At 66.1% G+C, this 22,955-nt stretch carries 26 protein-coding genes; 10 read left to right on the top strand and 16 right to left on the bottom strand.

The genetic code is table 11. From position 1 onward, the window contains the following. Positions 1–37 precede the first annotated feature (37 nt). The 3 genes from QFZ69_RS21860 to QFZ69_RS21850 all read right to left on the bottom strand — a co-directional run bounded on the left by QFZ69_RS21860 (position 38) and on the right by QFZ69_RS21850 (position 3,536). The gene (locus QFZ69_RS21860) at positions 38–1,018 is read right to left on the bottom strand and encodes an alpha-ketoacid dehydrogenase subunit beta (RefSeq protein WP_306914493.1); all 981 of its coding nucleotides are present in this window, start codon (positions 1,016–1,018) and stop codon (positions 38–40) included. Then, positions 1,018–2,271, bottom strand: coding sequence for a thiamine pyrophosphate-dependent dehydrogenase E1 component subunit alpha (locus QFZ69_RS21855; protein ID WP_306914491.1), 1,254 nt, complete (start codon positions 2,269–2,271; stop codon positions 1,018–1,020). Before QFZ69_RS21855 ends, QFZ69_RS21860 begins: the two co-directional genes overlap by 1 nt. 146 nt (positions 2,272–2,417) lie before the next feature. Further along, positions 2,418–3,536: a histidinol-phosphate transaminase gene (locus tag QFZ69_RS21850; RefSeq protein ID WP_306914489.1), complete on the bottom strand. Its 1,119-nt coding sequence runs from the start codon at positions 3,534–3,536 to the stop codon at positions 2,418–2,420. Positions 3,537–3,594: 58 nt separating this feature from the next. On the opposite strand from QFZ69_RS21850, the gene QFZ69_RS21845 reads away from it, so the two are divergent. Beyond that, positions 3,595–4,023, top strand: a complete 429-nt coding sequence (locus QFZ69_RS21845) for a phage holin family protein (protein WP_306914488.1) — start codon at positions 3,595–3,597, stop codon at positions 4,021–4,023. A gap of 11 nt (positions 4,024–4,034) precedes the next feature. On the opposite strand, the gene QFZ69_RS21840 is transcribed toward QFZ69_RS21845, so the two are convergent. Together QFZ69_RS21840 and QFZ69_RS21835 are read right to left on the bottom strand one after the other, a co-directional pair. Then, positions 4,035–5,522: a hypothetical protein gene (locus QFZ69_RS21840; RefSeq protein WP_306914487.1), complete on the bottom strand. Its 1,488-nt coding sequence runs from the start codon at positions 5,520–5,522 to the stop codon at positions 4,035–4,037. After that, positions 5,522–5,854, bottom strand: a complete 333-nt coding sequence (locus QFZ69_RS21835; protein ID WP_306914486.1) for a hypothetical protein — start codon at positions 5,852–5,854, stop codon at positions 5,522–5,524. The genes QFZ69_RS21840 and QFZ69_RS21835 overlap by 1 nt, the downstream gene beginning before the upstream one ends. Before the next feature lie 147 nt (positions 5,855–6,001). Here QFZ69_RS21835 and purB point away from each other — a divergent pair, with 147 nt between their 5' ends. The 3 genes from purB (at position 6,002) to QFZ69_RS21820 (ending at position 8,710) form a co-directional block, all read left to right on the top strand. Continuing rightward, complete coding sequence (purB, locus tag QFZ69_RS21830; protein WP_306914484.1) at positions 6,002–7,444, top strand: adenylosuccinate lyase; 1,443 nt, start codon at positions 6,002–6,004, stop codon at positions 7,442–7,444. Further along, complete coding sequence (locus QFZ69_RS21825) at positions 7,441–8,112, top strand: histidine phosphatase family protein (RefSeq protein WP_306914481.1); 672 nt, start codon at positions 7,441–7,443, stop codon at positions 8,110–8,112. Before purB ends, QFZ69_RS21825 begins: the two co-directional genes overlap by 4 nt. Positions 8,113–8,206: 94 nt before the next feature. After that, positions 8,207–8,710: a GNAT family N-acetyltransferase gene (locus QFZ69_RS21820; protein WP_306914479.1), complete on the top strand. Its 504-nt coding sequence runs from the start codon at positions 8,207–8,209 to the stop codon at positions 8,708–8,710. A gap of 14 nt (positions 8,711–8,724) precedes the next feature. Here QFZ69_RS21820 and QFZ69_RS21815 read toward each other — a convergent pair whose 3' ends face one another. Beyond that, positions 8,725–9,006: an FAD-dependent monooxygenase gene (locus tag QFZ69_RS21815; RefSeq protein WP_307000433.1), complete on the bottom strand. Its 282-nt coding sequence runs from the start codon at positions 9,004–9,006 to the stop codon at positions 8,725–8,727. Then, complete coding sequence (locus QFZ69_RS21810; RefSeq protein ID WP_307000431.1) at positions 8,993–9,769, bottom strand: NAD(P)-binding protein; 777 nt, start codon at positions 9,767–9,769, stop codon at positions 8,993–8,995. Before QFZ69_RS21810 ends, QFZ69_RS21815 begins: the two co-directional genes overlap by 14 nt. A gap of 317 nt (positions 9,770–10,086) precedes the next feature. On the opposite strand from QFZ69_RS21810, the gene mscL reads away from it, so the two are divergent. Both mscL and QFZ69_RS21800 read left to right on the top strand, forming a co-directional pair. Beyond that, entirely contained in the window at positions 10,087–10,590 is a 504-nt protein-coding gene (gene mscL / locus QFZ69_RS21805) for a large conductance mechanosensitive channel protein MscL (protein ID WP_306914472.1), read from the top strand. A 95-nt stretch (positions 10,591–10,685) separates the two neighbouring features. Next, positions 10,686–11,618, top strand: a complete 933-nt coding sequence (locus tag QFZ69_RS21800; RefSeq protein WP_373461755.1) for an amino acid-binding protein — start codon at positions 10,686–10,688, stop codon at positions 11,616–11,618. Here QFZ69_RS21800 and QFZ69_RS21795 read toward each other — a convergent pair. From QFZ69_RS21795 to QFZ69_RS21770, 6 genes are all read right to left on the bottom strand, one after another. Beyond that, positions 11,615–12,574 carry a diacylglycerol kinase family protein gene (locus QFZ69_RS21795; protein ID WP_306914468.1) on the bottom strand — a complete coding sequence of 320 codons (960 nt, stop codon included), beginning with the start codon at positions 12,572–12,574 and terminating at the stop codon, positions 11,615–11,617. The genes QFZ69_RS21800 and QFZ69_RS21795 overlap by 4 nt on opposite strands. Positions 12,575–12,956: 382 nt before the next feature. Then, positions 12,957–13,235 carry a hypothetical protein gene (locus tag QFZ69_RS21790; RefSeq protein WP_306914467.1) on the bottom strand — a complete coding sequence of 93 codons (279 nt, stop codon included), beginning with the start codon at positions 13,233–13,235 and terminating at the stop codon, positions 12,957–12,959. Between the two features lie 203 nt (positions 13,236–13,438). Further along, positions 13,439–14,095: a GntR family transcriptional regulator gene (locus QFZ69_RS21785; protein ID WP_307000430.1), complete on the bottom strand. Its 657-nt coding sequence runs from the start codon at positions 14,093–14,095 to the stop codon at positions 13,439–13,441. 135 nt (positions 14,096–14,230) lie between these two features. Beyond that, positions 14,231–15,223, bottom strand: coding sequence for a transketolase family protein (locus QFZ69_RS21780; RefSeq protein ID WP_306914465.1), 993 nt, complete (start codon positions 15,221–15,223; stop codon positions 14,231–14,233). Continuing rightward, positions 15,220–16,119 (bottom strand): transketolase, encoded by a 900-nt coding sequence (locus tag QFZ69_RS21775; RefSeq protein ID WP_306914463.1) that lies wholly within the window; start codon positions 16,117–16,119, stop codon positions 15,220–15,222. The genes QFZ69_RS21780 and QFZ69_RS21775 overlap by 4 nt, the downstream gene beginning before the upstream one ends. 53 nt (positions 16,120–16,172) lie before the next feature. Then, the gene (locus QFZ69_RS21770) at positions 16,173–17,516 is read right to left on the bottom strand and encodes an MFS transporter (RefSeq protein ID WP_306914462.1); all 1,344 of its coding nucleotides are present in this window, start codon (positions 17,514–17,516) and stop codon (positions 16,173–16,175) included. Between the two features lie 181 nt (positions 17,517–17,697). On the opposite strand from QFZ69_RS21770, the gene QFZ69_RS21765 reads away from it, so the two are divergent. Both QFZ69_RS21765 and QFZ69_RS21760 read left to right on the top strand, forming a co-directional pair. Next, positions 17,698–18,522, top strand: coding sequence for a sugar phosphate isomerase/epimerase (locus QFZ69_RS21765; protein WP_306919539.1), 825 nt, complete (start codon positions 17,698–17,700; stop codon positions 18,520–18,522). A 27-nt stretch (positions 18,523–18,549) separates the two neighbouring features. Then, positions 18,550–19,326, top strand: a complete 777-nt coding sequence (locus QFZ69_RS21760; protein ID WP_306914460.1) for an SDR family NAD(P)-dependent oxidoreductase — start codon at positions 18,550–18,552, stop codon at positions 19,324–19,326. Positions 19,327–19,556: 230 nt separating this feature from the next. On the opposite strand, the gene QFZ69_RS21755 is transcribed toward QFZ69_RS21760, so the two are convergent. Both QFZ69_RS21755 and QFZ69_RS21750 read right to left on the bottom strand, forming a co-directional pair. After that, positions 19,557–20,015, bottom strand: a complete 459-nt coding sequence (locus QFZ69_RS21755; protein WP_306914458.1) for a hypothetical protein — start codon at positions 20,013–20,015, stop codon at positions 19,557–19,559. 117 nt (positions 20,016–20,132) lie between these two features. Next, entirely contained in the window at positions 20,133–20,444 is a 312-nt protein-coding gene (locus QFZ69_RS21750) for an Lsr2 family protein (RefSeq protein ID WP_306914455.1), read from the bottom strand. Between the two features lie 394 nt (positions 20,445–20,838). On the opposite strand from QFZ69_RS21750, the gene QFZ69_RS21745 reads away from it, so the two are divergent. Both QFZ69_RS21745 and QFZ69_RS21740 read left to right on the top strand, forming a co-directional pair. Beyond that, positions 20,839–21,042: a cold-shock protein gene (locus QFZ69_RS21745; protein WP_306914453.1), complete on the top strand. Its 204-nt coding sequence runs from the start codon at positions 20,839–20,841 to the stop codon at positions 21,040–21,042. A gap of 820 nt (positions 21,043–21,862) precedes the next feature. Continuing rightward, entirely contained in the window at positions 21,863–22,102 is a 240-nt protein-coding gene (locus tag QFZ69_RS21740) for a hypothetical protein (protein ID WP_306914451.1), read from the top strand. Positions 22,103–22,105: 3 nt separating this feature from the next. On the opposite strand, the gene QFZ69_RS21735 is transcribed toward QFZ69_RS21740, so the two are convergent. Further along, the gene (locus tag QFZ69_RS21735) at positions 22,106–22,921 is read right to left on the bottom strand and encodes an IclR family transcriptional regulator C-terminal domain-containing protein (RefSeq protein ID WP_306914449.1); all 816 of its coding nucleotides are present in this window, start codon (positions 22,919–22,921) and stop codon (positions 22,106–22,108) included. Between the last annotated feature and the right edge of the window lie 34 nt (positions 22,922–22,955).

Raw genomic sequence — 22,955 nt, 5'->3', positions numbered from 1 at the left:
GAAGGCGTCCCGGCAGTATGGCGGTTCGGAATGCGTTTCAGTAGGAAAGGGCTCGCTCGAGTGCCTCGAGGATGCGGTCGATATCCGGCAGGTAGTCTTCCTCGACCTTGGCCACGGGGTAGGGCATGTGGAAGCCGCCCACCCGGATGACCGGCGCCTCGAGCGAGTGGAAGGCCCGTTCACTGATCCGGGCCGCAATTTCCCCGCCGATGCCGCCGAACGTCGGCGCCTCGTGGGCCACGATCAGCCGGCCGGTCTTGTTGACGGAAGCCGTGACGGTGTCGAAGTCGATCGGCGAGATGGAGCGCAGGTCGATTACCTCGACACTGTGACCATCCTCGGCGGCGGCGTTGGCCGCGGCCAGGGCCACAGGCACCAGCGGGCCGTAGACGACGACGGTGGCATCCGTTCCCTCGCGCAGCACGTGCGCCTTGAACGGGTCCTCCGACATACCGGGGGATTCGGTGTCCACCTCGCCCTTGAGCCAGTAGCGGCGCTTGGGTTCGAAGACGATCACGGGGTCCTGGCAGTCAACGGCCTGCTGGATCATCCAGTAGGCGTCGTGCGGGTTGGACGGAGTGATGATGCGCAGGCCTGCGGTGTGGGCGAACAGCGCCTCCGGTGACTCCGAGTGGTGCTCAATGGAGCCGATGCCGCCACCGTAAGGGATCCGGATGACGACCGGCACGGTCAGGTTGCCGTTGCTGCGCGAATGCATCTTGGCCAGCTGCGTGGTGATCTGGTTGAAGCCGGGGAAGACGAAGCCGTCGAACTGGATCTCGCAGACGGGCAGGTAGCCGCGCAGGGCCAGGCCGATGGCCGTGCCGATGATGCCGGACTCGGCGAGCGGTGTGTCCACCACGCGGTCCGCGCCGAACTCGGCGAGGAGACCGTCGGTGACACGGTAGACGCCGCCCAGGGCTCCGATGTCCTCACCCATCAGCAGCGACCGGTGGTTGCTGCCCAATGTTGCGCGGAGGCCCTCATTGATGGCCTTGGCTATGGTCATGGTGGTCATCAGTGGGCCGCCCCTGTCTCTGCGTCGGCCGGTTCCGCCTCGTCGGCGAACCCTGCGCTGTACTCCTCGAACCAGGCCAGCTCCTCGGCCACCAGCGGGTGCGCCTCCACGTAGGTGTTGGCGAAGGCCGTCCGGATGTCCGGGGTTTCCAGGTCGTGGGTGGTCTTGCGGACGTAAGCGGCCAGTTCGTCGCCGTCGGCCTTGACCTGGTCAAAGAACGCGTCGTCCGCGAGCCCTGCGGCCCGGAGGTACTTCTCCAGGCGGTCGAGCGGGTCTTTGGCCCTCCAGAGGCCTTCCTCGGCGGATTCCCGGTATTTCGTCGGGTCATCTGCCGTGGTGTGCGCCCCGACGCGGTAGGTGAACGCCTCGATCAGCACGGGACCCCTGCCCTCGCGGGCCCGCTCGAGCGCCCACTCTGTCACCGCGTGCACCGCGATCACATCATTCCCGTCCACCCGGATGCCAGGGAAGCCGTACCCCTTGGCGCGGTTGGACAGCGGAATCCGCGTCTGCACCGAGCTGGGCACCGAAATGGCCCAGTGGTTGTTCTGGCAGAAGAACACGACCGGCGCGTTGTAGGAGGAGGCGAACACCATGGATTCGTGAACGTCTCCCTCCGAGCTCGCGCCGTCACCGAAGTAGACCACGACGGCGGCCTTCGGCTCGCTCGGCCGGCCCGCGGTTCCGTCCGCCTGCGCGGCCGCAGCCGCGAGCTTCTGGTCCCGCTGGATGCCCATCGCGTAGCCGACCGCGTGGGGCGTCTGCGCGGCGAGTACCAGTGTGTAGAGGTGGAAGTTGGTGTCCTTCGGGTTCCAGCCGCCGTTGGAGATGCCGCGGAACTGGCGCAGTAGCTCGGCCAGGTCAACGTTGCGGGTCAGCGCCACACCGTGCTCGCGGTAGGTGGGGAAGATATAGTCCTGGGGCTGGCTGGCCCTGCCGGAACCGATCTGCGCCGCTTCCTGGCCGGTCAACGGGACCCACAACGCAAGCTGGCCCTGGCGCTGGAGGGCGGTGGCTTCCACGTCAAAGCGGCGGATCTTTGCCATGTCGGCATAGAACCCTCGCAGCTTGTCCGGGTCCAGCCGCTGCGCGTATTCCGAGAAAACCGGGTCCGTGCCCAGCGTCCCGTCGGGCGCCAGCAACTGCACCATGGGCTCGGCGGGGCCGCCCAGCCGGGCCTCGGCCTCCGCCTCGCGCTGGTCATCCATGCCGGTTCCGTCGAACTCGGTCGCGGGCAGATGTGTGGCGCCCATACCGTCTCCTTGCTTGCCGCATCCAAAAGCGCGGCAATCGCTGGGATATATGCCCCGTTCGGAATGCATTCCGATTCCGGCATATATTTTGGCTTATTGGTCTTACTTTATCCGCAGGGCCTCACCTGCGGACGCCATGTTAAGCGCTAGGAACGCTGTGGCGGTTTTGTATAGATCGCACAGAGTTCTAGGAGGCGGGTGTTGGCCTCGACCTCGCCGACGCTGACGCGCACCCCCTCGTCCCCGAAGGCGCGTACCGACAGTGCGCGCTCCCCCGCGAGGGCGGCGAATTCGGCACTGTTGGAGCCGAGATTGAGCCAGACAAAGTTGCCCTGCGCTTCCGGAACGAACCAGCCCAGCTTCCGGAGTCCGGCCGTGACACGATCACGTTCATCCACCAGGCTTTGTACCCTTTCTACAACCTGGTCGAGATGCTGCAGCGAGGTCACCGCCGCGGTTTCCGCGATCTGGGAGACCGCGAACGGAGTGGCACTGACGCGCAGGTGCTGGGTGAGGTCGGGGCTGGACACGCTGTAGCCCACCCGCAGGCCGGCCAGGCCGTGGGCCTTGGAGAAGGTCCGGAGCACAACGACGTTGGGGTACTTGCGGTACATCTCGATGCCATCCACGGCGTCATCCGCGCGGACAAACTCCTGATAGGCCTCATCGATGACCACGACGACATCCGAGGGCACGGTCTGGATGAAGCGCTCTGTTTCGGTGGACGTCAGGACCGGCCCGGTGGGGTTGTTGGGCGTGCAGAGCAGAATCATCCTGGTGCGGGCCGTCACCGCGGCCGCCATGGCGTCCAGATCATGCCGCCCGTCGGGTGTGAGCGGGATCCGGACACTCTCCGCGCCCGCGAGGCCGATGCAGATCGGGTAGGCCTCGAATGAGCGCCAGGCGTAGATGACCTCGTCGGGTTTGCCGTCGTCGTTCTGTCCGGCGAAAGTGGCCAGCAGCTGGTTCAGCGCCCCGAGGCTTCCGGCGCCGGTGACGATGTCCTCCGCGGGAACGTCCAGGACCCCGGCGAGCGCACCGCGCAGCTTGCTGCTCAGCGGATCCGGGTAGCGGTTGAAATCGGTCTGCGCCGCGATGGCCTGCTGCACTGCAGGGATCGGGGGCAGCGGGTTCTCGTTGGAGGAAAGTTTGTAGCTGGCCAGGCCTTCGACGGGGACGGGCGGTTTGCCGGCCGCGTAGCGGGGCAGCAGGTCTACCACCGGGCGGGGCCGGACGCCCCCGGCCGGGTTCTCTGATGAAGTCATGTCAACTAGCCTACTTCGCGTCCCGCAGCCGCCGATGGCGATATGACAGCATGGGGCCATGCGCTCATTCATCGTTCGGGTCATCATCAACGGGCTGGCCCTGGGAATCGCTAGTTGGCTCCTCCCCGGCCTGGATATCTCCACCTCGGCCACGACTGCCGCGGTCGGGAACAGCGGCATCACGCAGGGCACGGACACCATCGGCATCGTCCTGGCTTATCTGTTCATCGGCTTGATTTTCGGGGTGGTCAACGCGCTCGTCAAGCCCGTCGTCAGCCTGCTGTCGCTGCCGCTCACCATCCTGACGCTGGGCCTTTTCACGATTGTCATCAACGCTGCGATGCTCTACCTGACGTCCTGGCTGAGCAGCTACACCCCCGTGCACTTCACCATCGACTCCTTCTTCTGGACGGCGGTGCTGGCGGCCATCATCATCACGGTGATCTCCCTCGTAGCCGGCCGGCTGGCGGGCGCCGGAAGGCGCTGACCGAAGCCACGTCAATCCGCGGCCTTCCGCGTTCCCGCCGCGTTCCGGTCGGGTTTCCCACGCGCGTTCCCGCCCGGGCTCCGGTCGGGTCTACCGTCCGGCCTGGGACCCGGTGCGTCCGCGCGGCGCTTGCCGGGTTGCGGGGGCAGCGCCTCGCGCCGGAGCGAAAACCGGGTGACCGTGGCCGGGCCACCGCTGCCCACCACGGCGGCGAGGGCCGCAGCGGAGGTCCGCAGGGACAGGTCCTGGCTCGCGGCGACGGCTTCCGCCCCGGCAGCGTAGTTGCCGAGCCCGTGCCCGGGACCCAGGCCGAAGTCATCCAACGGCGGAACCTCAAGCGCGTTGGTCAGCGTCACAGTCACCCGATCCTTGGTGTCCGGGCTTGCAAGCCCGTCCGCCCCCGGCACCCAGTCCTGCTCGTGCTCCAGATGCAGGCTGCTGATCCCTGGCTCCGGGGTGATGCCACCCACGGGTGAACCCGCCGTCAAGACGAATTTCAGATCGAATTCGGCCAGGAAGGCCTCGTCCTGGCTCAGGTTCATGGCGTGGATCCCGCCCTGGCTGTAGCCCACGGCAGCGAGGGGTTGCCCTGCTTCCGCGCCGGCCGCCCGCAGGGCCTGCTTGATCGCGGCCGTCGTCTCCGCCGATCCGTACCCCAGGCCCTCGGCGATGCCTCCGGCGTCGAAGGGGTTGGTGCCGGCCGGCAAACCGTCCGGTTGTGTCCCAGGGATGACGATCACCCAGGCCGGCCGGCTTCCTTCGTCGAGCCTCAGGACCTCAATCTCGCCATTTGTGCCGCCCACGGTGCCGGCCCGGGACAGCAACCCTGCCGGAGAGGCGTCCACCTGCTCCTGCCGGGTTTCCGCGCCGGTGATCCGGACCGGCCTGGGCAGCAGCCCAGCCAGCCCGGTCGCACCCCCCAGTCCTCGAACGACTTCCCGGACCCCGGGAGGGCCGCAGGTTGTGTCTGTTCCCCGGGCGAGGCCGGCAGGTATGCCCAGCAGAAGTGCAAGCCTGCCGGACGTCAGGGACGCCTCATCCTCCAGAACGTCGCGGGCGGTCAGTGCCGGCATTCCGAACAGGCCCCACAGCGGCCCGTAGCCCGGGCCTAACCGGCCGATCCGCAGGAGCAGACTGTTCCGCGCTTCGGTGAACTCGTACTCCCGGTGGCTCGCCCGGACATCCCCGCAGAGCCTCCCCAGCTCTTCGCGGACCCGCCCCAGGGCGCGGGATCCTTCCCCGGCTGCGATGATGGCGTCACTTCCACTGGTGTAGGAATCGGCCTGGAACGGGAACAGGTCCCGTCGCACCGCATCGGACTCTGCCTCAACGGAGGCGAGCTGCCGCACCAGCCCGTCGAGGGCACCGGCTCCGGCCAGCAACTCCTCGAACTGGAAAGTGAGCCCGCCGAGCCCACCGCGGATCCGGAGCACCCCGTCGTCCGCGGGGGCCGAGGGCCGGGGGGCTGCACCGGAACCGGGCGGGGCGGACTCGGCCATCAGTAGCCGGGCCTGCCGTCGGAAAGCGCCACATTCCGGGCGTGCCGGAGCACGATCGCGACGGCGTCCTGCAGGGCATCCCGGCTGCGGCGCAGCGATGCCGCCTGCACCGACAGCGCGGTCCGGTAGGCGCGCCCGGCGGGCGACTGCCAGCCCTGCAGCTCCAGCCGGGCCAGCTGGGACAGCACGGCCTCCGCCTGGTCCGCGCAGGCAGCCAGTCGGGCGGCGAGCACCTGTACTTCGTAGCTGCGCGAGGCGCACGCCTCCGCATCGGCAGCCGTCAGATTGCCGGTCACTATCCCGGCAACTGTGCCGGCCATTCCCGTGGTCATGCCTCCGAGGTTATGGCGTCCCGACGACGCACTGAAGCTGCCCGCGCGGTTATGTGGACAATCTGGGCCTGACCGCCTGCCGACCCCTGTAAGTCACACGGATCAGCGCGCTTAATGCGCGGTGCCACTTCGTGAAAGAATCGGGTCATGCCTGAAACTGCCGCCACAGCTGATATCCGCACGCCGTCCGGACGCCTGGCCCTCGCCGCGTCTTCACCCCAGATCGCGCTCGGCCCGCTGGACGGCCGGTACCAGTCCGCCGTCGCGCCACTGGTCGACTACCTGTCCGAAGCGGCCCTGAACCGTGACCGGGTGGCTGTCGAAGTGGAATGGCTCATCCACCTGACCAGCAACAACGTCCTGCCCGGCGCCGGACCGCTGACTGCTGAGCAGCAGCAGAAGCTGCGCGCCATCGTCACCGAATTCGACGCCGACTCGGTGCGCGAACTCGCCGACATCGAGGCCGTCACGGTGCATGACGTGAAGGCCGTCGAATACTATATCGGCCGCCGCCTGGCCGACATCGGCATCGAACACCTGACCGCCCTGGTGCACTTCGGCTGCACTTCGGAGGACATCAACAACCTTTCCTACGCTCTGGGCATCAAGGGCGCGGTCGAGGACGTCTGGCTGCCGGCCGCCCGGAACCTCGTCGCGCAGATCAGCGCCATGGCCGAAGACAACCGCGCCGTACCGATGCTCTCCCGCACCCATGGCCAGCCCGCCACCCCCACCACCCTAGGCAAGGAACTGGCCGTCTTCGCGCACCGGCTGACCCGCCAGCTCGACCGCATTGCCAGGACCGAATACCTCGGCAAGATCAACGGTGCCACGGGCACCTACGCGGCCCACGTCGCCTCCGCCCCCGGCGTCGACTGGCAGCAGGTCGCCAAGTCCTTCGTCGAGGGCCTGGGCCTGAGCTGGAACCCGCTGACCACGCAGATCGAAAGCCATGACTGGCAGGCAGAACTCTACGCCGACGTCGCGCGCTTCAACCGGATCCTGCACAACGTCTGCACAGATATCTGGAGTTACATCTCGATCGGCTACTTCGCGCAGATCCCGGTCGCCGGCGCCACCGGATCCTCGACCATGCCGCACAAGGTCAACCCGATCCGCTTTGAGAACGCCGAGGCCAACCTGGAGATTTCCTCCGGGCTGCTGGATGTCCTCGGCTCCACCCTGGTCACCTCCCGCTGGCAGCGAGACCTCACTGATTCCTCCTCGCAGCGCAACATCGGCGTCGCCTTCGGGCACTCGCTGCTGGCCATCTCCAACGTGGCCAAGGGCCTGGACCGTCTCGACGTCGCCGAAGGCGTACTGGCCGGGGACCTGGACACCAACTGGGAAGTCCTCGGCGAGGCCATCCAGATGGTGATGCGGGCCGAGGCCATCGCCGGCGTCGAGGGCATGGAGAACCCCTACGAGCGGCTCAAGGACCTCACCCGCGGCCAGCGCGTCGACGCCGCCCGGATGCAGGAGTTCGTCCAGAGCCTCGGGCTCTCCCCCGACGCCGAAGCCCGGCTGCTGGCGCTCACCCCCGGCAAGTACACCGGGATCGCGGACGCGCTGGTGGACCACCTCAAATGAGACTGCTGCTCATCCGCCACGGTCAGACGCCCGGCAACGTCCTGGGCCAGCTGGATACCGCGCATCCGGGACCCGGTCTGACCGAGCTCGGGGAGCGGCAGGCCGCCGCCCTGGCGCGGTCCCTGGCGAATGAGCAGATCGACCTCCTCTATGCCTCCACCCTGATCCGCACCCAGATCACCGCCGCGCCGCTGGCGGCCGAGCGGGGCCTGGGCGTCGAGGTGCTGACAGGGCTGCGGGAGATCGAAGCAGGATCGCTGGAAAAACTCACTGACCGGGAATCGCACTTTCGCTACCTCGGAACGGTGTTTTCCTGGGCTGACGGCGAGCTGGACCGCCGGATGCCGGCCGGACCCAGCGGACACGACTTCTTCGAACGATATGACGCCTCGATCGCACGGATCGCCGCCGCGGCCGAAGGAGCCGGGAACGCCGCGACAGTGGCCGTGGTCAGCCACGGGGCCGCGATCCGGGTCTGGGCGGGGCTCCGTGCCGCCAATGTGGAACCGGGGTTCGCGGCCAGGCACATGCTGGCCAACACCGGCATCGTAGCCGTTGAAGGGGATCCCGACGACGGCTGGCGGCTCATCCACTGGGACGACAGTCCCGTGGGCGGACTGGCCCTCGCGGACCCGACGGCGGAGGACCCCACCGGCCGCACCCTGTAGTCGAGTTCTCCGAAGCCTTACGCGCAGGAAACACGGCCGAAACGGGCGCTGCCTAGCCTTGATTTGCATAACCCTTCGGCGAATCGAGGCAGCGATGCAGACCAATCCGCGGCTCAACATCAGGCAGGTCACCTGGGCCAACCCCGTGGGCGCGGACCTGCGCGCGGCCCAGCAGGCGGAGCTGGACGCCCGGTTCGGGACGAGCGACCACGAACCCGGCCCGCCGCCGTCGGAAGCCGACAGCGCCGTGTTCCTCGTCGCGCACGACAAGGCCTCCGGCCAGCCCGTGGGCTGCGGCGGGCTTCGGATCCTCGACCAGCACACCGCCGAAATCAAGCGGCTCTACGTGCTGCCCTACACGCGCGGCTCCGGGGTGGCCAGTTCCATCCTGGCGGCCCTGGAAGCCCACGCGCATGCGCTCGGCATCACGTCCATCACGGCGGAGGCCGGCTCGGCCCAGCCCGACGGCCGCCATTTCTACGAAACTTCGGGCTTCGAGCCGGTGCCCAACTTCGGGCCCTACGTCGGCGCGGAGCACTCGTTCTGCTACGCGAAGGCAATCGACTCGCACAGCGCCGCGCACACCGCCATGGCCTAACGGCCGGCGCGATCTCAGCGTCCGACAGCTGCACTGCGCTTGCGTGGTCCGGCCAGCCCTAGCAGCCCGTCGCGCAGCGGCTGGGCCCGGTCGGCGAGCGCCAGCCGGGTCATGGCCGACGAGGCCGCCCGCAACACCTGGGTGCGCAGCACTCTCCGCCTGCTGTACGTCTGCAGGGCCTCCGCAGGCGGGCGGGAGTTCAGCAGGTCCGCGAGCGTGACGGCGTCGATCAGCGCTTCACCGGCGCCACGGCCCAGATTGGGCGTCATGCCGTGCGCCGCATCACCCAGCAGCACTGCCCCCTCCCTGGCGTACCGCCGCAGCGGAGGGGCGGTCCAGATCCGCTGGGCAAGCGTCTGCCCCGGCGCCGCCAACATCAATACGCCAGCTATGCCGGGCGCCGAGCCGGAGAACCCGCGCACGCGTTACCGCCAGGGCCCCTTCGACGTCGATGCCGCCCGGTCCCAGGTCTGAGCGGTAGGAGGCGTACCAGTAGGTCCGGTTCCGGGATGCGGGCGTGATGCCGAACAACTGCCCGCGGCCCCAGTATTCACCGCCGGCATCCGGCGGCACCGGTTCGTCGATGATGCCGCGCAGGGCGAGGTAGGGGCTCAGCCGCGCCCGGGAGCGCTCGCCCCACACGGCGCGGCGCACCAAACTGTGCACGCCGTCGGCTCCTGCTACCAGTTCCGCAACCGGCAGTGACCGCACCGGGCCGTAGGCCCTGGCAACGGAAGCGGGCACCGCGGCGTCCAGCAGGCGGAGCAGATCGGCACGCGAAACCCCGATCACCCCCGGCGCCTGGCCCTGCAGGAAGACATTCCCCGCTCCGTCCCTGAGGGCCATACCGCCAAAGCGCGAGCCGGCTGCCCGGGCCGCCGGAAGAATACCCAGCGCGTCCAGTGCCTGCTGGGCTTCCGGCCACATGGCCAGCGATGTCTCCACCGGCGGCAGTTCTTCCCGGCGCTCGTGGATGGTTACCCGGAATCGTCTGGGATCAAGACGCGCGGCAAGTGCCAGCCCCGCGATGCCGCCGCCGACAACCGTTACAGCGTCCATCTCCCGATTCTAGAACCGACTCCCGCCGGCCCGGTTCAGCCGGGCGGATCCAGCGAAGCGGTCTCAGGCTGCCGGTGCCCCCCGATGGTTACCGGGCGTTAAGGCCGGGGGCGCCCTCCGTTCCCGGAGCAGCAGCAGATTGAAGGGCCATTGCCCGGCAGTTTATTCCGGAGTTGTGCGGACACCGCATCGAACTTCGTTGAATGGAATCCGGGCGCGTGCAGGGAACGGGCGCGAAAGTGGTAGCGTCTAGCGGTTGATTCCCGCCGCGGAGTCAACAACGTCAGACGTACAGCAATAGGCACTCGGAGGAACCCATGCTCAAAGGATTCAAGGATTTCATCCTGCGCGGCAATGTGATTGAACTGTCCATCGCCGTCGTGGTGGGCACCGCCTTCACCACCCTCGTGGCTGCGTTCACGTCCAACATCGTGAACCCCGTCATTGCGGCGGCCGGGGGCGTCGAGACGGACGGCCTGGGGTTCCACATCTGGCCGGGCAACGAAAAGACGTTCGTGAACTTTGGTGCGGTGGTCACCGCCTTCGTCACGTTCCTGATCACCGCGGCCGTGGTTTACTTCATCTTCGTGGCACCAATGAACCGGATCAACAGGATGGTCAAGAAGCGCGTGGCCGCCCCGGAACCCGAGGACGAGCCCCTGCCGGCGGACACCGCGCTGCTCGCCGAAATCCGCGACCTGCTTGCCCGGCTTGCAGACGCGGCCGGGACGGGCGTACAGCCCCAGGGGCAGCTTGCCGCCGAGGACCACGCCACCGGGTCCGGGCAGCGGGCCGAATCCTCCGGCCAACACGTCCGCTAAAGGCTCCGGGCCGGAGCGGCGAAGCGGGCCCGCTTGCCGACCCGTCGCGCCAACTTCATCCGGCCGCAACCCTCTCGAAACAGCCGCGGGACATCATGGAAGTCATGGAGCCCAAACCCAACGCCAGAACAGCGTCTCCGCCCACCTCGGAGCTGAGCTGCGAAGTGTGCGGCCTGATGCCCGAACCGACCAAAACCCGGCTGACGCTGGCCAATATCGCGGTGATGCTGCCCATCGAGCTTCTGGTGCACGCCGCGGTGGTGGAAACCCATCTGCCCTACCTGGCCAAGGTGCTGGTCCTTACCCTGACCGCGACGATCCTGGTGATCTGGGTCGCGGAGCCCTCCGCGGCCCGGATGCTGCGGAGCTGGCTGCACGCTCCGGCGCTGCGGCACCGCAAAAAACTGGGGGCGGCGCCGGCGCTGTGGCGGGCCCGGACAGTCCTGGTAGACACGCCGGGGTCGCTGCAGAAGGTGACGCGTTCGCTGGACCGGCTGGACACGAATATCCTGAGCATCCACGTCCACCCGGTGGCCGGCGGAGTGCTCGACGAGTTTGTGCTGTCCGCGCCTGGCGAGCTCAGCGAAAGCGAGTTACTTCGCGCGCTGCGCGACGGCGGGGGCAGCGACCCACACGTCTGGCCCACCACCGCACTGGCCATGGCGGACGGGCAGACCGGTGCGCTGAGCCTGGCTGCCCGGATCGCGGTAAACCCCGAGGAACTGCCGCTGGCAGTGGCGGAACTGCTGCACGCGCGGATCGAGCCGGCACCGGATGCGGACACTGCGACTGCGGGACGCGGCCCCGCAGGGAGCGGCACACCACGGGACGGCATGGCAAGCGACGGCACCTTCCTGAGGATCCCGACCGCCTGGCACGGCCCGATCACCTTTTCCCGGCCCGGCGAACCGTTCACTCCGGCGGAGTCCGCACGCGCCCACCGCCTGGCCGAGCTCGCGGAGATCCTCGCGCACCGGTCGGCCTCGCCGGTTTCCGCCGGGAGATCCTCCGCAGCGGAGCCCGTCTAGACGGCAGCCATTCTGATCTTGAGCGCGTCCGGCTCTATAGTCACGGCCAGGTGTTTCCCGGTGCCGAAATGGTCGCCGTCGAGTTGGAACTCCTGCTCGTGGTCCAGCGTGACTTCGGCAGTTTTCCCTTGGAAGTAATCCACGGACTCGGTCTCGTTCTTGTTCCGGCCGAAAATGCCGGCGATCACACCGAGCCAGCCGAGCCGCCCACGGGGGGACAGAATGAGCAGGTCAAGCACGCCGTCGTCCACTTTTGCGTCGGGGAAGATCTCGATGCCGCCCATGATCCGGCCGCAGTTGCCGATCATGACGCTGCGGATCCGGCGGCGGACGGGCTCCCCGCCGTCGATGCTGATCCGTGCCTTCACCGGCTTGCCGGGGAGTTTCCGGATGCCGGCCTCGACGTAGGCAAGCCAGCCCATCCGGTCCTTCAGCACGTCCACAGTGTCAGCCATGATGGCGGCGTCATACCCGAGTCCGGCCGCCACCAGGAAGACCTGCTCGTCGTCGGACCGGTCAAGGGTCGCTTTCACGACGTCAACGGATTTTTCGCTGCCGTTCAGGACGTCGAAGCAGGCGGATACCGGGTCGGTGATGTCGATGCCGAGGTTGCGGGCCAGCAGGTTGCCGGTGCCCAGCGGCACCAGGCCCATGGGCGTTCCGGTGCCGGCGAGGACCTCGGCCACGCAACGGACCGTGCCGTCGCCGCCGGCGGCAATGACAACGTCGACCCCTTGCTCCAGCGCCTGGCGGGCCTGCCCTGCCCCCGGGTCTTCCACAGTTGTCTCCAGCCACAAGGGCTCGGCCCAGCCCTGCGTCTCACAGAGGCGGAAAATGGCACCCTGGAGCGCCACATCGACAGACTTCGCCGGATTGACGATCACGGCGGCGCGCCTGAACCTTGTTTTGCTGTCAGACGCCGGATTGCTGTCAGGCGCCGGTTTGACCTCTGTCATGGTGTCCTTCTCGGGCGGTGGTCGGAAAGTATCACGAATTAAAAGCCTAGCCGGAGATGCCCGCGTAATTTAGGCAGCGGGTGTCAGTTTCCGAAGCCGTCTGCAATGGACCATGCGGGAGTACGGGCAGGTGCAGGCGGCTCCGGACACGGAAGCGCTCGAAGTCGCCAGAGACGCTGACAGCCGAGAACCGGCAGAATGTCCAGGAGCGGCCCAGCGACCGGGACTCTTGGTGCAGACGACAACCTTCCAACGATTCGGTGTGGTGTCGCCTGCGGCGTCCGTATTTCCGCCCCACCGAGTGCAGACGACTTTCGAAAGTGGCCCTTGTAAGGACCGGCAGGCCTTGTAAGGAACTGACCCCACAGGCTTATGTGATCCCTCACGCCGTTCGCTGGAGCAGAACCGCCAGCCGTGCCGTGCTGAAGTCGGCAGTCCGGACCTTTATGTAATTGACGTCCGCCATCAGGATCAGCTGCCTCACTTTCGGCCCCGTGGTCCAGATCCAGAGAACCTTTCCCTCAGTGAAGACTTCATCAACTATCCCAACTTGTTGTTCGCCGGTTCTGAATTGAACCAGCACAGGGTCGTGCCTTCTGAGCATTTCCGAGTTGGCGATGACGATTTCGGCCGGGATACGAGTAGCCACGGTACTGCCCATAATTCCTCCGTCGGAAGTTGGCTTTGGTGGATCCGTTGTCTTCTGCTCGTTTGGAACGGCAGGTGTACGGACATGGCGACCCTGCTGCAGCCAGGGCATGACGCATCCACAACTAACACCGAGAAGGGACGCTGAGTGGCCCGTCAGGCTCGGCTTGCCTTCACCGGCAGTCAGGAGCGCAGTGCCTGGTTGTTCGCGTTGTGCTAGGCCACGAGATTGTCCGCGGCACTGTCCATATGTTCGCGGATGGTTTTTCGTGCCAGGGCGGCGTCGCCGGTTTCGATGGCGGTCACGATGTCGCGGTGGCGCAGCACGCTCATGTTGGTGACGCCCTTTTCCAGGCCGCCGAACATGATGGACATGCGGATGGAGCCTTCAAGGGAGGTCCATGAGTGAAGCAGAGTTTCATTCCCCGTGAGCCTGCAGAGGCTTCGGTGGAATTCCATGTCAGTTTCGATCCGCTCCTCGAGGGATGCATCCCGGGCAGCGTCCATGGCGTCGATTGCCTGATGCAGCGATTCGATCACGCGATCACGGTCCGGGAGTTCACACAGTGTGCGCGCGGCCAAGGATTCCAGGGCCGCGCGGACGGCGAAGATGTCCTTGATCTCCTTCTCGTCCAGGTGCCGGACCGAGAGCCGCCCACGGGGACCGGCGGAAAGGAGTCCCTCCTGCTCGAGTTGACGCAGGGCTTCGCGGAGCGTGCCGCGGCTGATTTGGAGCATCTCGGAGAGTTCAGTTTCAACAAGGTGCCGGCCGGGGGCCAGCTCCCCGCTGGTGATTGCTGTCCGCAGGGCCGAGAGGGCCTGCTCACGCAGGCTCTTCTTTTCAAGTCCTAAGAGGGTGAGTGCGCCAGCCATGTTAGTTCCTCTGTCCGGTCTCCGGGACTGAAGGTTTGGTGTCAACCGTCAGCGTTCAAGTGTTAACTCTCGATTTTACGGCAGGAGTGCGGAGGAGACGTACTAGTCCTCCGCACTTCCGGCCGCATAGGCGAATCAGCCAAGCTCGGCGAGGACCTTCGCGACAATGCGTTGAACCGTCAGTCCGTATCGGTCATGCAATGTAGGAAGGGCGCCGGCATCGAGGAATTCGTCCGGCAGGGCCACCGGGACGACACGTTTGCCCAAGCCCGCGGTCACGGCGGTGGAGGCGACGGTTTCGAAGAGGCCGCCGACGACGCTGTGATTTTCCAGGGTCACGGCCAGCCGGTCCGTGTTGATTTCGGCCAGGACGGTGGCGGTGTCGAAGGGTTTGATGGTGGGGGCGTGGACGACGGCGACGTCCACGTTGTGGGCGGCCAGGGCCGCGGCGGCCTGGAGCGCGCGCATGGTCATCAACCCGGAGGAGATGAAGACGACGTCGTTGCCGCCGCGGAGCACTTTGGCTTTGCCGAGTTCGAAGGTGTAGTCGTACTCGTCCAGGACGGTGGGCACGTTGCCGCGCAGCAGGCGCAGGTAGGTGGGTCCGTCGCTGGCGGCGAGCTGGGGGACCGCCTGTTCGATGTCCAGGGAGTCGCAGGGGTCCACGATGGTCAGGTTGGGCATGCCGCGGAAGATGGCCATGTCCTCGGTGGCCTGGTGGCTGGGTCCGTAGCCGGTGGTGAGGCCCGGGAGGCCGCCGACGATGTTCACGTTCAGGTTCGGTTCCGCGGCGTCAAGGCAGAGGAAGTCGTAGGCGCGCCGGGCGGCGAACACCGAGTAGGTGGAGGCGAACGGCACGAGCCCGGTTTCGGCCAGGCCGGCCGCGGCGCCGAAGAGGAGCTGTTCGGCCATGCCCATCTGGAAGAACCGTTCAGGGAAGGCCTGGGCGAAGATGTGCATGTCCGTGTACTTGCCGAGGTCCGCGGTGAGGCCGACGATCTTGTCGTTCTCCTGGGCCGCTTTCACGAGGGCGTGCCCGAACGGGGCCGACGCGGTTTTCTGGCCGGGATCCGCGAAGGACGCGATCATGGCCGAGGTCTTGAGTTTGGGTGCGGCGGTGGTGCTCATTTCGCGGCCTTTCCTTCGAATCCGGTGGTCAGTTGCTCACGGCAGATCTGCCATTCGTGTTCTTCGATGCGCATGAAGTGCGCCTTTTCCCGGTCCTCCAGAAGCGGCACGCCTCGTCCTACTTTTGTGTCGCACAGGATTACCGAGGGGCGCCCGTCGGCGGTGGCCTGGGCGGCGGCGTTGTCGAAGGCCTGCAGCAGGGCTGCCATGTCGTTGCCGTCGACGCGCTGGGTGTACCAGCCGAAGGCCTCCCACTTCTCCGTCACGGGTTCGGTGCGGAGTACTGTATCGGTCTTGCCGTCGGCCTGGAGAGCGTTGATATCCACCATGGCGGTGAGGTTACCGAGCTGGTGGTGGTGTGCGCCCATGGCCGCTTCCCAGGTGGATCCTTCGTCCAGTTCGCCGTCGGAGAGGAAGTTATAGACCCTCGCCGCTGACCCCTGATACCGGAGGCCCAGGGCGATGCCGACCGCAACGCCCAGCCCGTGGCCGAGGGAGCCTCCGGAGATTTCCATGCCCGGGGTGTACGTCGACATGCCGGACATCGGGAGGCGGGAGTCGTCCGAGCCGTAAGTCTCGAGTTCCTCCACGGGAATGATCCCGGCCTCGGCCAGGGCCGCGTAGTGGCCGATGGCGTAGTGGCCGGTGGAGAGCAGGAACCGGTCCCGGCCCTCCCACTCGGGATCATCGGCTTGGAAGCGGAGCTGGTCGGAGTAGACGGCGGCCAGTATGTCGGCCGCGCCGAGGGCCTGGCCGACGTAGCCCTGGCCCTGGACCTCGCCCATGGTGAGGGCGTACTGGCGGATCCGCCATGCGGCGTGACTTACCTGATGGAGGCGTTCGCCGGCGTCGCGGCGGGTATTGCTTGGTGTTGGTGTTTCCTGGGTGAGAACCATGATTCTCCCTTTCAGACTGTGACGGTGATGCCGGGTATGGGGAGCGGTGAGGGCTAGGCGTTTACGTATGCGGCGGTGGGGGTGCTTTTGGTGATTTCATCCGCCAGTTCACGTTCCCGCTTGCCCCAGGTTTCCCGGGTGACGACGGCTGCCCAGAGGCCGATCGCGGCGTAGAGGCTGAAGAGGATGGCCGGCCCCATCCAGCCGAGGCTGACGAACAGCAGGGTCGTGACGAACGGGGTGAAGCCGGAAACCATGGCGGAGATCTGGTAGGCCAGGGATGCGCCGGATGCCCGGGTCTTTGCCTGGAACAGTTCGGGGAACCACGGCCCCTGGGCGCCGGCGAGTGAGTTCTGGCAGACCGCGTAGGAAATGGCGATGGTGGCGATGACGAAGATGAACATGCCGGTGTTCACCAGGAGGAACATGGGGATTCCGAACAGCATGGCGAAGGCGCAGGACCAGATGTAGAGGGGGCGGCGGCCGATCCTGTCGGTCAGGCGGGCCCAGGCCATGGTCGCGAAGATGCCGATTGCCGAGGCGATGCAGAGAGCCACCAGGGTCTGGGTCTTGTCAGCCAACTGCTGGGTGTGGAGGTAGGAAATCATGTACGTGATCGAGACGGCGTAGCCGGCAGTTTCGGCGACACGGAGGCCGATGCCCCGGACGATGCTGCGCCAGTCGGTCTTGATGACCTCGACGATGGGTGATTTCACGATGGCGCCGCTGTTCTTGACCTCGTCGAAGACGGGGGACTCCGGAACCTTGGAACGGATGATCAGACCGACTGCGACGAGCACGATGCTGGCAAGGAAGGGAACGCGCCACGCGAGTTCGCCTCCGAGGTTCACGCTGACGAGGAAGACAAGGTTCGCGAGGAGGAGCCCGACCGGGAAGCCGGCCTGGACGATGCCGGTGTACTTGCCCTTGGACTTCCAGGGCGCGTGTTCGTAGCTCATCAGGATGGCGCCGCCCCATTCAGCGCCAAAGGCCAGGCCCTGGACGATGCGGACGAAGACCAGCAGCGCGGGAGCCCACAGGCCGACCTGGCTGTAGGTGGGCAGCAGACCGATGAGGAAGGTTGCGACGCCCATCAGGATCAGGGAGGCGACGAGGACGGGTTTGCGGCCGAGCTTGTCGCCGAGGTGGCCGCCGATGATGCCGCCGATGGGACGGGCCGCGAAGCCGACGCCGAGGGTGGCGAAGGCGGCGAGGGTTCCGGTCACCGGGTCGCCGGTGGGGAAGAAGGCCGTGCCGAAATACAGGGCGGCGGCAGTGCCGAAGCCGATAAAGTCGTACGTTTCAATGACTGCGCCTACGCCGGAACCGATGGCGACGCGCTTCGCGTCCTTGGTGCCGTGGATCGGACCGCGCATGGTCAGAGCTTCGTTGCTCATGGTGAATACCTTTCGAAGTGCGACTGCGCTTCTGCGCTTGTCGCGGTCAACTGTTAACAACAGATGCCTCCAGTGTGACCTGCATCATGGAGTCATGTCAACAATCAACGTTGGAAGTTGACTGTTGACACTGATCCGGCTTAGTGTGGTCCCTATCACCTTCAGTAGAGGATCAATGACGATGTTCCATTCCCGGCTTGGGTGCTCTTCCATCAGCTTCCGCCACCAGGAGCTGCCAGCGGCGCTCCGCAGCATTGCTGCCCTCGGGTTCGAGGAAATCGATCTGGGCGCCCTTCCCGGCGTCTGCGATCACGTGCCCTACGACCTGGACGCGGACGCCGTCAAAGCGGTGGCCGCCCAGGTGGCGGCCTCCGGGCTCCGGGTCCGCTCCGTCAACGGGGATATCGGGGATCTCAATGCGGTGCTCGACGCCGGGCAGCAAGCCGCCCGGGAACGTCACCTTGAGGCACTGCTGACGCTCACGGCCAACACCGGCGCGAGAGCCCTGGTCCTTCCGTGCGGCGCCCTGGGCCACCAACCAGTCCGCAGCCTCGATGAGGACCTGGACACCATCGCGGCACAGCTGATCCATGCCGGGCAGCGTGCGGCAGCATTCGGCGTGCAACTGTGGACCGAGTCCCTGCACTTCCTCCGTTTCTGCCGGAACCTGGAACGTGCGGAACTGCTGGCCCGGCGGCTGGAGGGGTCCGGCGTCGGAATAGTCATGGACTTCAGCCACGTCGTGGCCGCCGGTGAGGATCCGCTCGAGTACATCGAAGCCCATCAGGGCAGGATCACCCACGTCCATCTGCGGGACGCGGTCCCCGGCAACATCAACCTCAGCATCGACAACGGCCAGGCCGACTTTGCCGCCGGACTGCGATCACTCGCAGCGCACGGCTACGCCGGCCACTTCTCCCTCGAACTGGAAACCCGCGACGTCACCCACGACGAACGGCCTGCTGCTGCCGCCAAAGCGGCCAGCTTCATCACTGACCTCATCTAAACACCCGAACAACCACCAAGGAGCATCATGCCTGCCACTATCCAGCGCACCGCCGTCCTGACTGGAGCCACCTCGGACCGGGGAATCGGCATCACCACCGCCCGCCGCTACGCCAATGAAGGCTGGGCCGTCGTGATCCTGGACCTCGACGGCGAGAAGTCCGCCAAGGTCGCCGCGGACATCGGCAATGAGTTCAACGTCCCCGCCTTCGGCCACGAGATCGACGTCGCAAACGAAGATTCCGTGAACGCCGCCTACGGCGCCGTCGCCGCCGAAGTAAGCGCCGGCAAGCTGCCCCCGGTCGGAGCCCTGGCCAACATCGCCGGCATCACCTCCCCCGTCCCCTTCCTGGAAACCACCCTGGACATCTGGAACAAGGTCATGGCCGTCAACGCCACCGGCACCTACCTTGTCAGCAAGGCGTTCCTGCCGGACATGATCGCCAGCGGCTGGGGCCGCATCGTCAATATGTCCTCCGTGTCCGCCCAGCGTGGCGGCGGTGTCTTCGGCAAGGTTCCGTACTCGGCCGCGAAGGCCGCCATCCTGGGTTTCACCAAGGCACTCGCACGCGAGATCGGAGCCACCGGTGTAACCGTCAACGCCATCACCCCCGGAGCCGTGGACACCAACATCCGCGTGGGCAGCACCGATGAGCAGGAGGCCGCCATCAACGCCGGCATCCCCGTCGGACGCAACGCCACCACCGAGGAAATCGCTGCCGTGATCACCTTCCTGTCCTCCGAGGAGTCTGCCTACCTGACCGGCACCACCATAGACATCAACGGCGGAAGCCACATCCACTAGGAGACCCCCGGCGTATTCCTCAAGTCCGCTGCTTTCACTGTCGGGACGACCCTGGCTAAGAATGCGTGAACGTGGAGGCGGTTCGGACTAGCTCTGCGATTCACACCAGTGCAGTTGAGTTGACTGCTCCGTCCGGTGAGACGTCTCGTATCCCTAAAGATATGAGACGTCTCGCAGGACCGCATCTGTGTCAGCCGGTCGAAATCATCGGCCTCCCGGCGGATATCGGTCTATGGCCTGAGGCCGCGGGAATGCAGGAACTTTCGCCAGATACCCATGCAGCTCGTGGCAAGTTCCAGGGCGTCACGGGTTTCCGTGCCGCTGGTGGTTGAAATCTCGACAGGCACCTGTCCTTGCGGCTGTGCCACCACCGGGCTGACACGGGCACCCATGGCGTTGGCGCGCTCGGGGGTCTGGTGCGCAGGCGTATTGGCGAGGGCATTGCATATCTGCAGATCAGGCTCGCTTTGGAGCAAGGTGTCAATGTCCTGCTGCTGGACATTAGTTTCCCTGTCGTCCACGAGCCAGTCGCCGAGATGCCGGCTGTGGATGAAAAAATCCTTGACCGCCGTCAGCGCTTCCTGGTTGTCGACGGGGCCGGCCTGGAGGTTCTGAACCTTCTTATAGGAGCGTTCGACCTGACCCCATTGTTCCAGCCAGGACTTCTGGGCTCCGTAGCCGACTTCCAATTTCGCAACATCGGGTATGCCTCCGCCCCAGGCGTGACCGCAGTGCGGACACCGCCCGGACTCGCTGCCCTCCGGCAGGTCCCGCTGACAATTCGGACACGTTGCCATGGTTCGCTCCTAGCGCTTAGCTGCGTGGTACTTCTCTACGATGTCGGCCTGAATCCGGCCGCGGCTATTGACTTGAAGGCCCTGGCTGAGCGCCCACTGCCGGATTTCCCTGGCAGTGGGGGCGCCGGGCCGGGAGGTGGCGGCCCGTCCACCGGTCTTACGGGCCGCCCTCGTGAAGCGGCTGAGGGCGCCACGCAGTTCTTTCGCGTTGGCCTCATTGAGGTCAATCGCGTATTCAACGCCGTCCAGGGCGAATGAAGCCGTTTCACTTCCCTCGGAACCGTCCAGGTCATCTTCAAGGATTATAATTACGCGTTGCATTTCACAAGCTTACTTCCCGGTAAAAACGATCACCGACCTGTTTATCGCCGCGGCTATCCTGCCGGATATGAGGATTAGAACCCCTCCGGGGCCGGTGAATGAGATTAGTGGCTTCAGCGGTTCGCTTCTAAAGGTGAATCAAAAGATTTCACCGGCACCTCTGAGTATCAGGATCGAGCGTATTGAGCAGCAGGAGCAGGCCGGACCTAACGGCGTCCGGGTAACGTCAACTTGATCTACAGGGGCCCATCACTTTGCCGCCGCCTCGGCGACTTCCGCTTTTGAGGCCAACTGTTGCCCCTGCAACTGATCGCACATAGGCTCGTGAATGTGAGTTGCGGGGACGGTATTCCGAGAAGCGGAACCGCCCAGCGACCCGTGAAGGAAATCAAGCATGGCAACAGGTACTGTCAAGTGGTTCAACTCCGAAAAGGGCTTCGGTTTCATTGCCCCTGACGACGGAAGCGCTGACGTGTTCGCACACTATTCGGCAATCGCATCCAGCGGTTACCGCTCGCTCGAGGAAAACCAGAAGGTTCAGTTCGACATCACCCAGGGCCCCAAGGGCCCCCAGGCTGAGAACATCCAGCCGCTCTAGCAGTCCACAAGAGACTGGTCAGCCGATACGGCCGGCCAGTCTCTTGCTGTGTCCAGGGGCGGGAGTAGACATCCGGCACGATGACACCGCGCCGGCAGTCTTTGACCCGCGTTCCGGAGGTGGCGGTTTCGGCGTGATTCGATGGAGCCATGACCACCGCGCCTCCAGCCGCTGCCCCTCCAGCCGCTGTCACCTGTGACCTGACGAGACTGGAGTCCGCGCTGGACGCGGCGATCCCCGCCAGGACCAACGACAACCTCCTGATCGCGATCTGGAACATCCGGGCGTTCGGGGACCTGACAGCCAAGTGGGCTGCCGGCCCGGCGGACTCCGAGTCGCGTCAATGCTCCTGGCGTTCTACCTTTATCCCTGCAAGGTTTTCCTTGGGATTAGCTAATGCGCCATGGTGCTGCGGGCCCAGGCAGCGGAAGCCTCCGCCCGCATCGCAAAATTGGCATGCCTGCGGCAGGTTCGCAGCTCGGTGGGTTTTGTCTCGGAACCGGGGTCGTCGGTTCGAATCCGACACACACGCCATCCTCCACCCACTGTGGGCCGGACGCGCAAGCGTCGGCGGGGGCCTGACACGAATCGTCGGGCGGCGGCCATCGCCCAACGCTGGCAGGATCTCGCCAGGGCCGGGGTTGTGCAGACGACTGCGGAAAATGACGGCGGGTCCGCCGATCATGGACGTCCCCGCGCCCGCATCACTAAACTGGGCCATGCTTATGTACTGGAGTGTGCCGGGCTTTTCGGATAGCCGGACGGAGCCTGACCGGATCAGCCGGACAGGCAGCGCTCCGGACACGGGAAGCGGGGGCACATGACCGAACCACAGGAAAACTACTCTGCCGAAGCCGAGGCGTCCAGCATGGACCCGCACGACTGGGGACGGGCGATGGCGCTGGCGGTCACCCGGCTGGCCGAGCAGCTGGCACCTGAAGACAGCGAGGACATCCACGCCTCGCTCGTGGGCAAGGATCTGCACCTCAAGATCCGGGACGACGCCTCGGGGGTCACCATCACCGTGTCCACGGCGCCCGTCAAGGGCGCGAAAGACTGACGTTCAACGCCCGCCGGAGAGGTCCGCGGAGATGAGTTCCGCAGTCGCCACCGCAGCCTTCCGCACCGACTCAAGATAGGTGTCAGGGTCAGGCTGCGCGGCCACGGACTGGGCCTGGAGCGAGACGTTGATTGCGGCGACCACCTTGGGTCCATCGTGGACCGGAGCCGCGACGGACATCAGGCCCAGCTCGAGTTCCTGGTTCAGCAGGCACCAGCCCTGCGCACGGACAGCGGCCAGCTCGGCCAACAACTCCTCCCGGGTCCCGATCGCCCCGGGTGTCAGCGGGCGGATGTCGGCAACGGCAAGGTACTGCTCCAGCTCGGCGGCCGGGAGCCCCGCAAGCAGGACCCGTCCCATGGATGTCGCGTAGGCCGGAAAGCGGGTTCCCACGGTGATGCCGACCGTCATGATCCGACGGGTGGCCACCCGGGCGATATACGCGATATCCGTCCCCTCCAGCACTGCGGCGGACGTTGACTCGCCGAGCTGAAGCGATAATTCCTCGAGGTGCGGCTGCGCGAGCTGCGGCAAGGACAGCCCGGAGAGGTAGGCGTAGCCCAGCTGCAGCACCTTGGCCGTCAGCGCGAAGATCTTCCCGTCGGTGCGGACGTACCCCAGTTCAACGAGGGTGTACAGGAAACGCCGGGCGGTGGCCCGGGTCAGGTCCGTCCGGGCCGCCACCTCGGTCAGCGTCATCTTCGGATGGTCCGTGTCGAAGGCCCGGATCACCGCCAGCCCGCGCGCCAGCGACTGCACATACTGGTCGCTGGCCGCGGGCGCGCCGCCGCTTCGGGCGCCGCTTGCTGTTTCAATCATTTCTGCCCCTCATGGTCTCGCAACACTTTATCCG

Origin of the sequence: Arthrobacter sp. V1I7, assembly GCF_030817015.1 — a bacterium.
GTDB lineage: Bacteria > Actinomycetota > Actinomycetes > Actinomycetales > Micrococcaceae > Arthrobacter.
Note: the sequence above shows the minus strand (reverse complement) of the source record. Positions and strands in the feature narration are given on the sequence as shown.

What these genes read in the sequence shown, in the direction of transcription:
- QFZ69_RS21735 (WP_306914449.1), bottom strand. Translation starts at nt 22,921, where the DNA reads ATGATTGAAACAGCAAGCGGCGCCCGAAGCGGCGGCGCGCCCGCGGCC.
- QFZ69_RS21780 (WP_306914465.1), bottom strand. Translation starts at nt 15,223, where the DNA reads ATGAGCACCACCGCCGCACCCAAACTCAAGACCTCGGCCATGATCGCG.
- mscL (WP_306914472.1), top strand. Translation starts at nt 10,087, where the DNA reads ATGCTCAAAGGATTCAAGGATTTCATCCTGCGCGGCAATGTGATTGAA.
- QFZ69_RS21765 (WP_306919539.1), top strand. Translation starts at nt 17,698, where the DNA reads ATGTTCCATTCCCGGCTTGGGTGCTCTTCCATCAGCTTCCGCCACCAG.
- QFZ69_RS21760 (WP_306914460.1), top strand. Translation starts at nt 18,550, where the DNA reads ATGCCTGCCACTATCCAGCGCACCGCCGTCCTGACTGGAGCCACCTCG.
- QFZ69_RS21750 (WP_306914455.1), bottom strand. Translation starts at nt 20,444, where the DNA reads ATGCAACGCGTAATTATAATCCTTGAAGATGACCTGGACGGTTCCGAG.
- QFZ69_RS21825 (WP_306914481.1), top strand. Translation starts at nt 7,441, where the DNA reads ATGAGACTGCTGCTCATCCGCCACGGTCAGACGCCCGGCAACGTCCTG.
- QFZ69_RS21795 (WP_306914468.1), bottom strand. Translation starts at nt 12,574, where the DNA reads ATGACAGAGGTCAAACCGGCGCCTGACAGCAATCCGGCGTCTGACAGC.
- QFZ69_RS21835 (WP_306914486.1), bottom strand. Translation starts at nt 5,854, where the DNA reads ATGACCACGGGAATGGCCGGCACAGTTGCCGGGATAGTGACCGGCAAT.
- QFZ69_RS21770 (WP_306914462.1), bottom strand. Translation starts at nt 17,516, where the DNA reads ATGAGCAACGAAGCTCTGACCATGCGCGGTCCGATCCACGGCACCAAG.
- QFZ69_RS21845 (WP_306914488.1), top strand. Translation starts at nt 3,595, where the DNA reads ATGCGCTCATTCATCGTTCGGGTCATCATCAACGGGCTGGCCCTGGGA.
- QFZ69_RS21745 (WP_306914453.1), top strand. Translation starts at nt 20,839, where the DNA reads ATGGCAACAGGTACTGTCAAGTGGTTCAACTCCGAAAAGGGCTTCGGT.
- QFZ69_RS21860 (WP_306914493.1), bottom strand. Translation starts at nt 1,018, where the DNA reads ATGACCACCATGACCATAGCCAAGGCCATCAATGAGGGCCTCCGCGCA.
- QFZ69_RS21740 (WP_306914451.1), top strand. Translation starts at nt 21,863, where the DNA reads ATGACCGAACCACAGGAAAACTACTCTGCCGAAGCCGAGGCGTCCAGC.
- QFZ69_RS21840 (WP_306914487.1), bottom strand. Translation starts at nt 5,522, where the DNA reads ATGGCCGAGTCCGCCCCGCCCGGTTCCGGTGCAGCCCCCCGGCCCTCG.
- QFZ69_RS21810 (WP_307000431.1), bottom strand. Translation starts at nt 9,769, where the DNA reads ATGGACGCTGTAACGGTTGTCGGCGGCGGCATCGCGGGGCTGGCACTT.
- QFZ69_RS21820 (WP_306914479.1), top strand. Translation starts at nt 8,207, where the DNA reads ATGCAGACCAATCCGCGGCTCAACATCAGGCAGGTCACCTGGGCCAAC.
- QFZ69_RS21800 (WP_373461755.1), top strand. Translation starts at nt 10,686, where the DNA reads ATGGAAGTCATGGAGCCCAAACCCAACGCCAGAACAGCGTCTCCGCCC.
- QFZ69_RS21790 (WP_306914467.1), bottom strand. Translation starts at nt 13,235, where the DNA reads ATGGGCAGTACCGTGGCTACTCGTATCCCGGCCGAAATCGTCATCGCC.
- QFZ69_RS21855 (WP_306914491.1), bottom strand. Translation starts at nt 2,271, where the DNA reads ATGGGCGCCACACATCTGCCCGCGACCGAGTTCGACGGAACCGGCATG.
- QFZ69_RS21785 (WP_307000430.1), bottom strand. Translation starts at nt 14,095, where the DNA reads ATGGCTGGCGCACTCACCCTCTTAGGACTTGAAAAGAAGAGCCTGCGT.
- purB (WP_306914484.1), top strand. Translation starts at nt 6,002, where the DNA reads ATGCCTGAAACTGCCGCCACAGCTGATATCCGCACGCCGTCCGGACGC.
- QFZ69_RS21775 (WP_306914463.1), bottom strand. Translation starts at nt 16,119, where the DNA reads ATGGTTCTCACCCAGGAAACACCAACACCAAGCAATACCCGCCGCGAC.
- QFZ69_RS21850 (WP_306914489.1), bottom strand. Translation starts at nt 3,536, where the DNA reads ATGACTTCATCAGAGAACCCGGCCGGGGGCGTCCGGCCCCGCCCGGTG.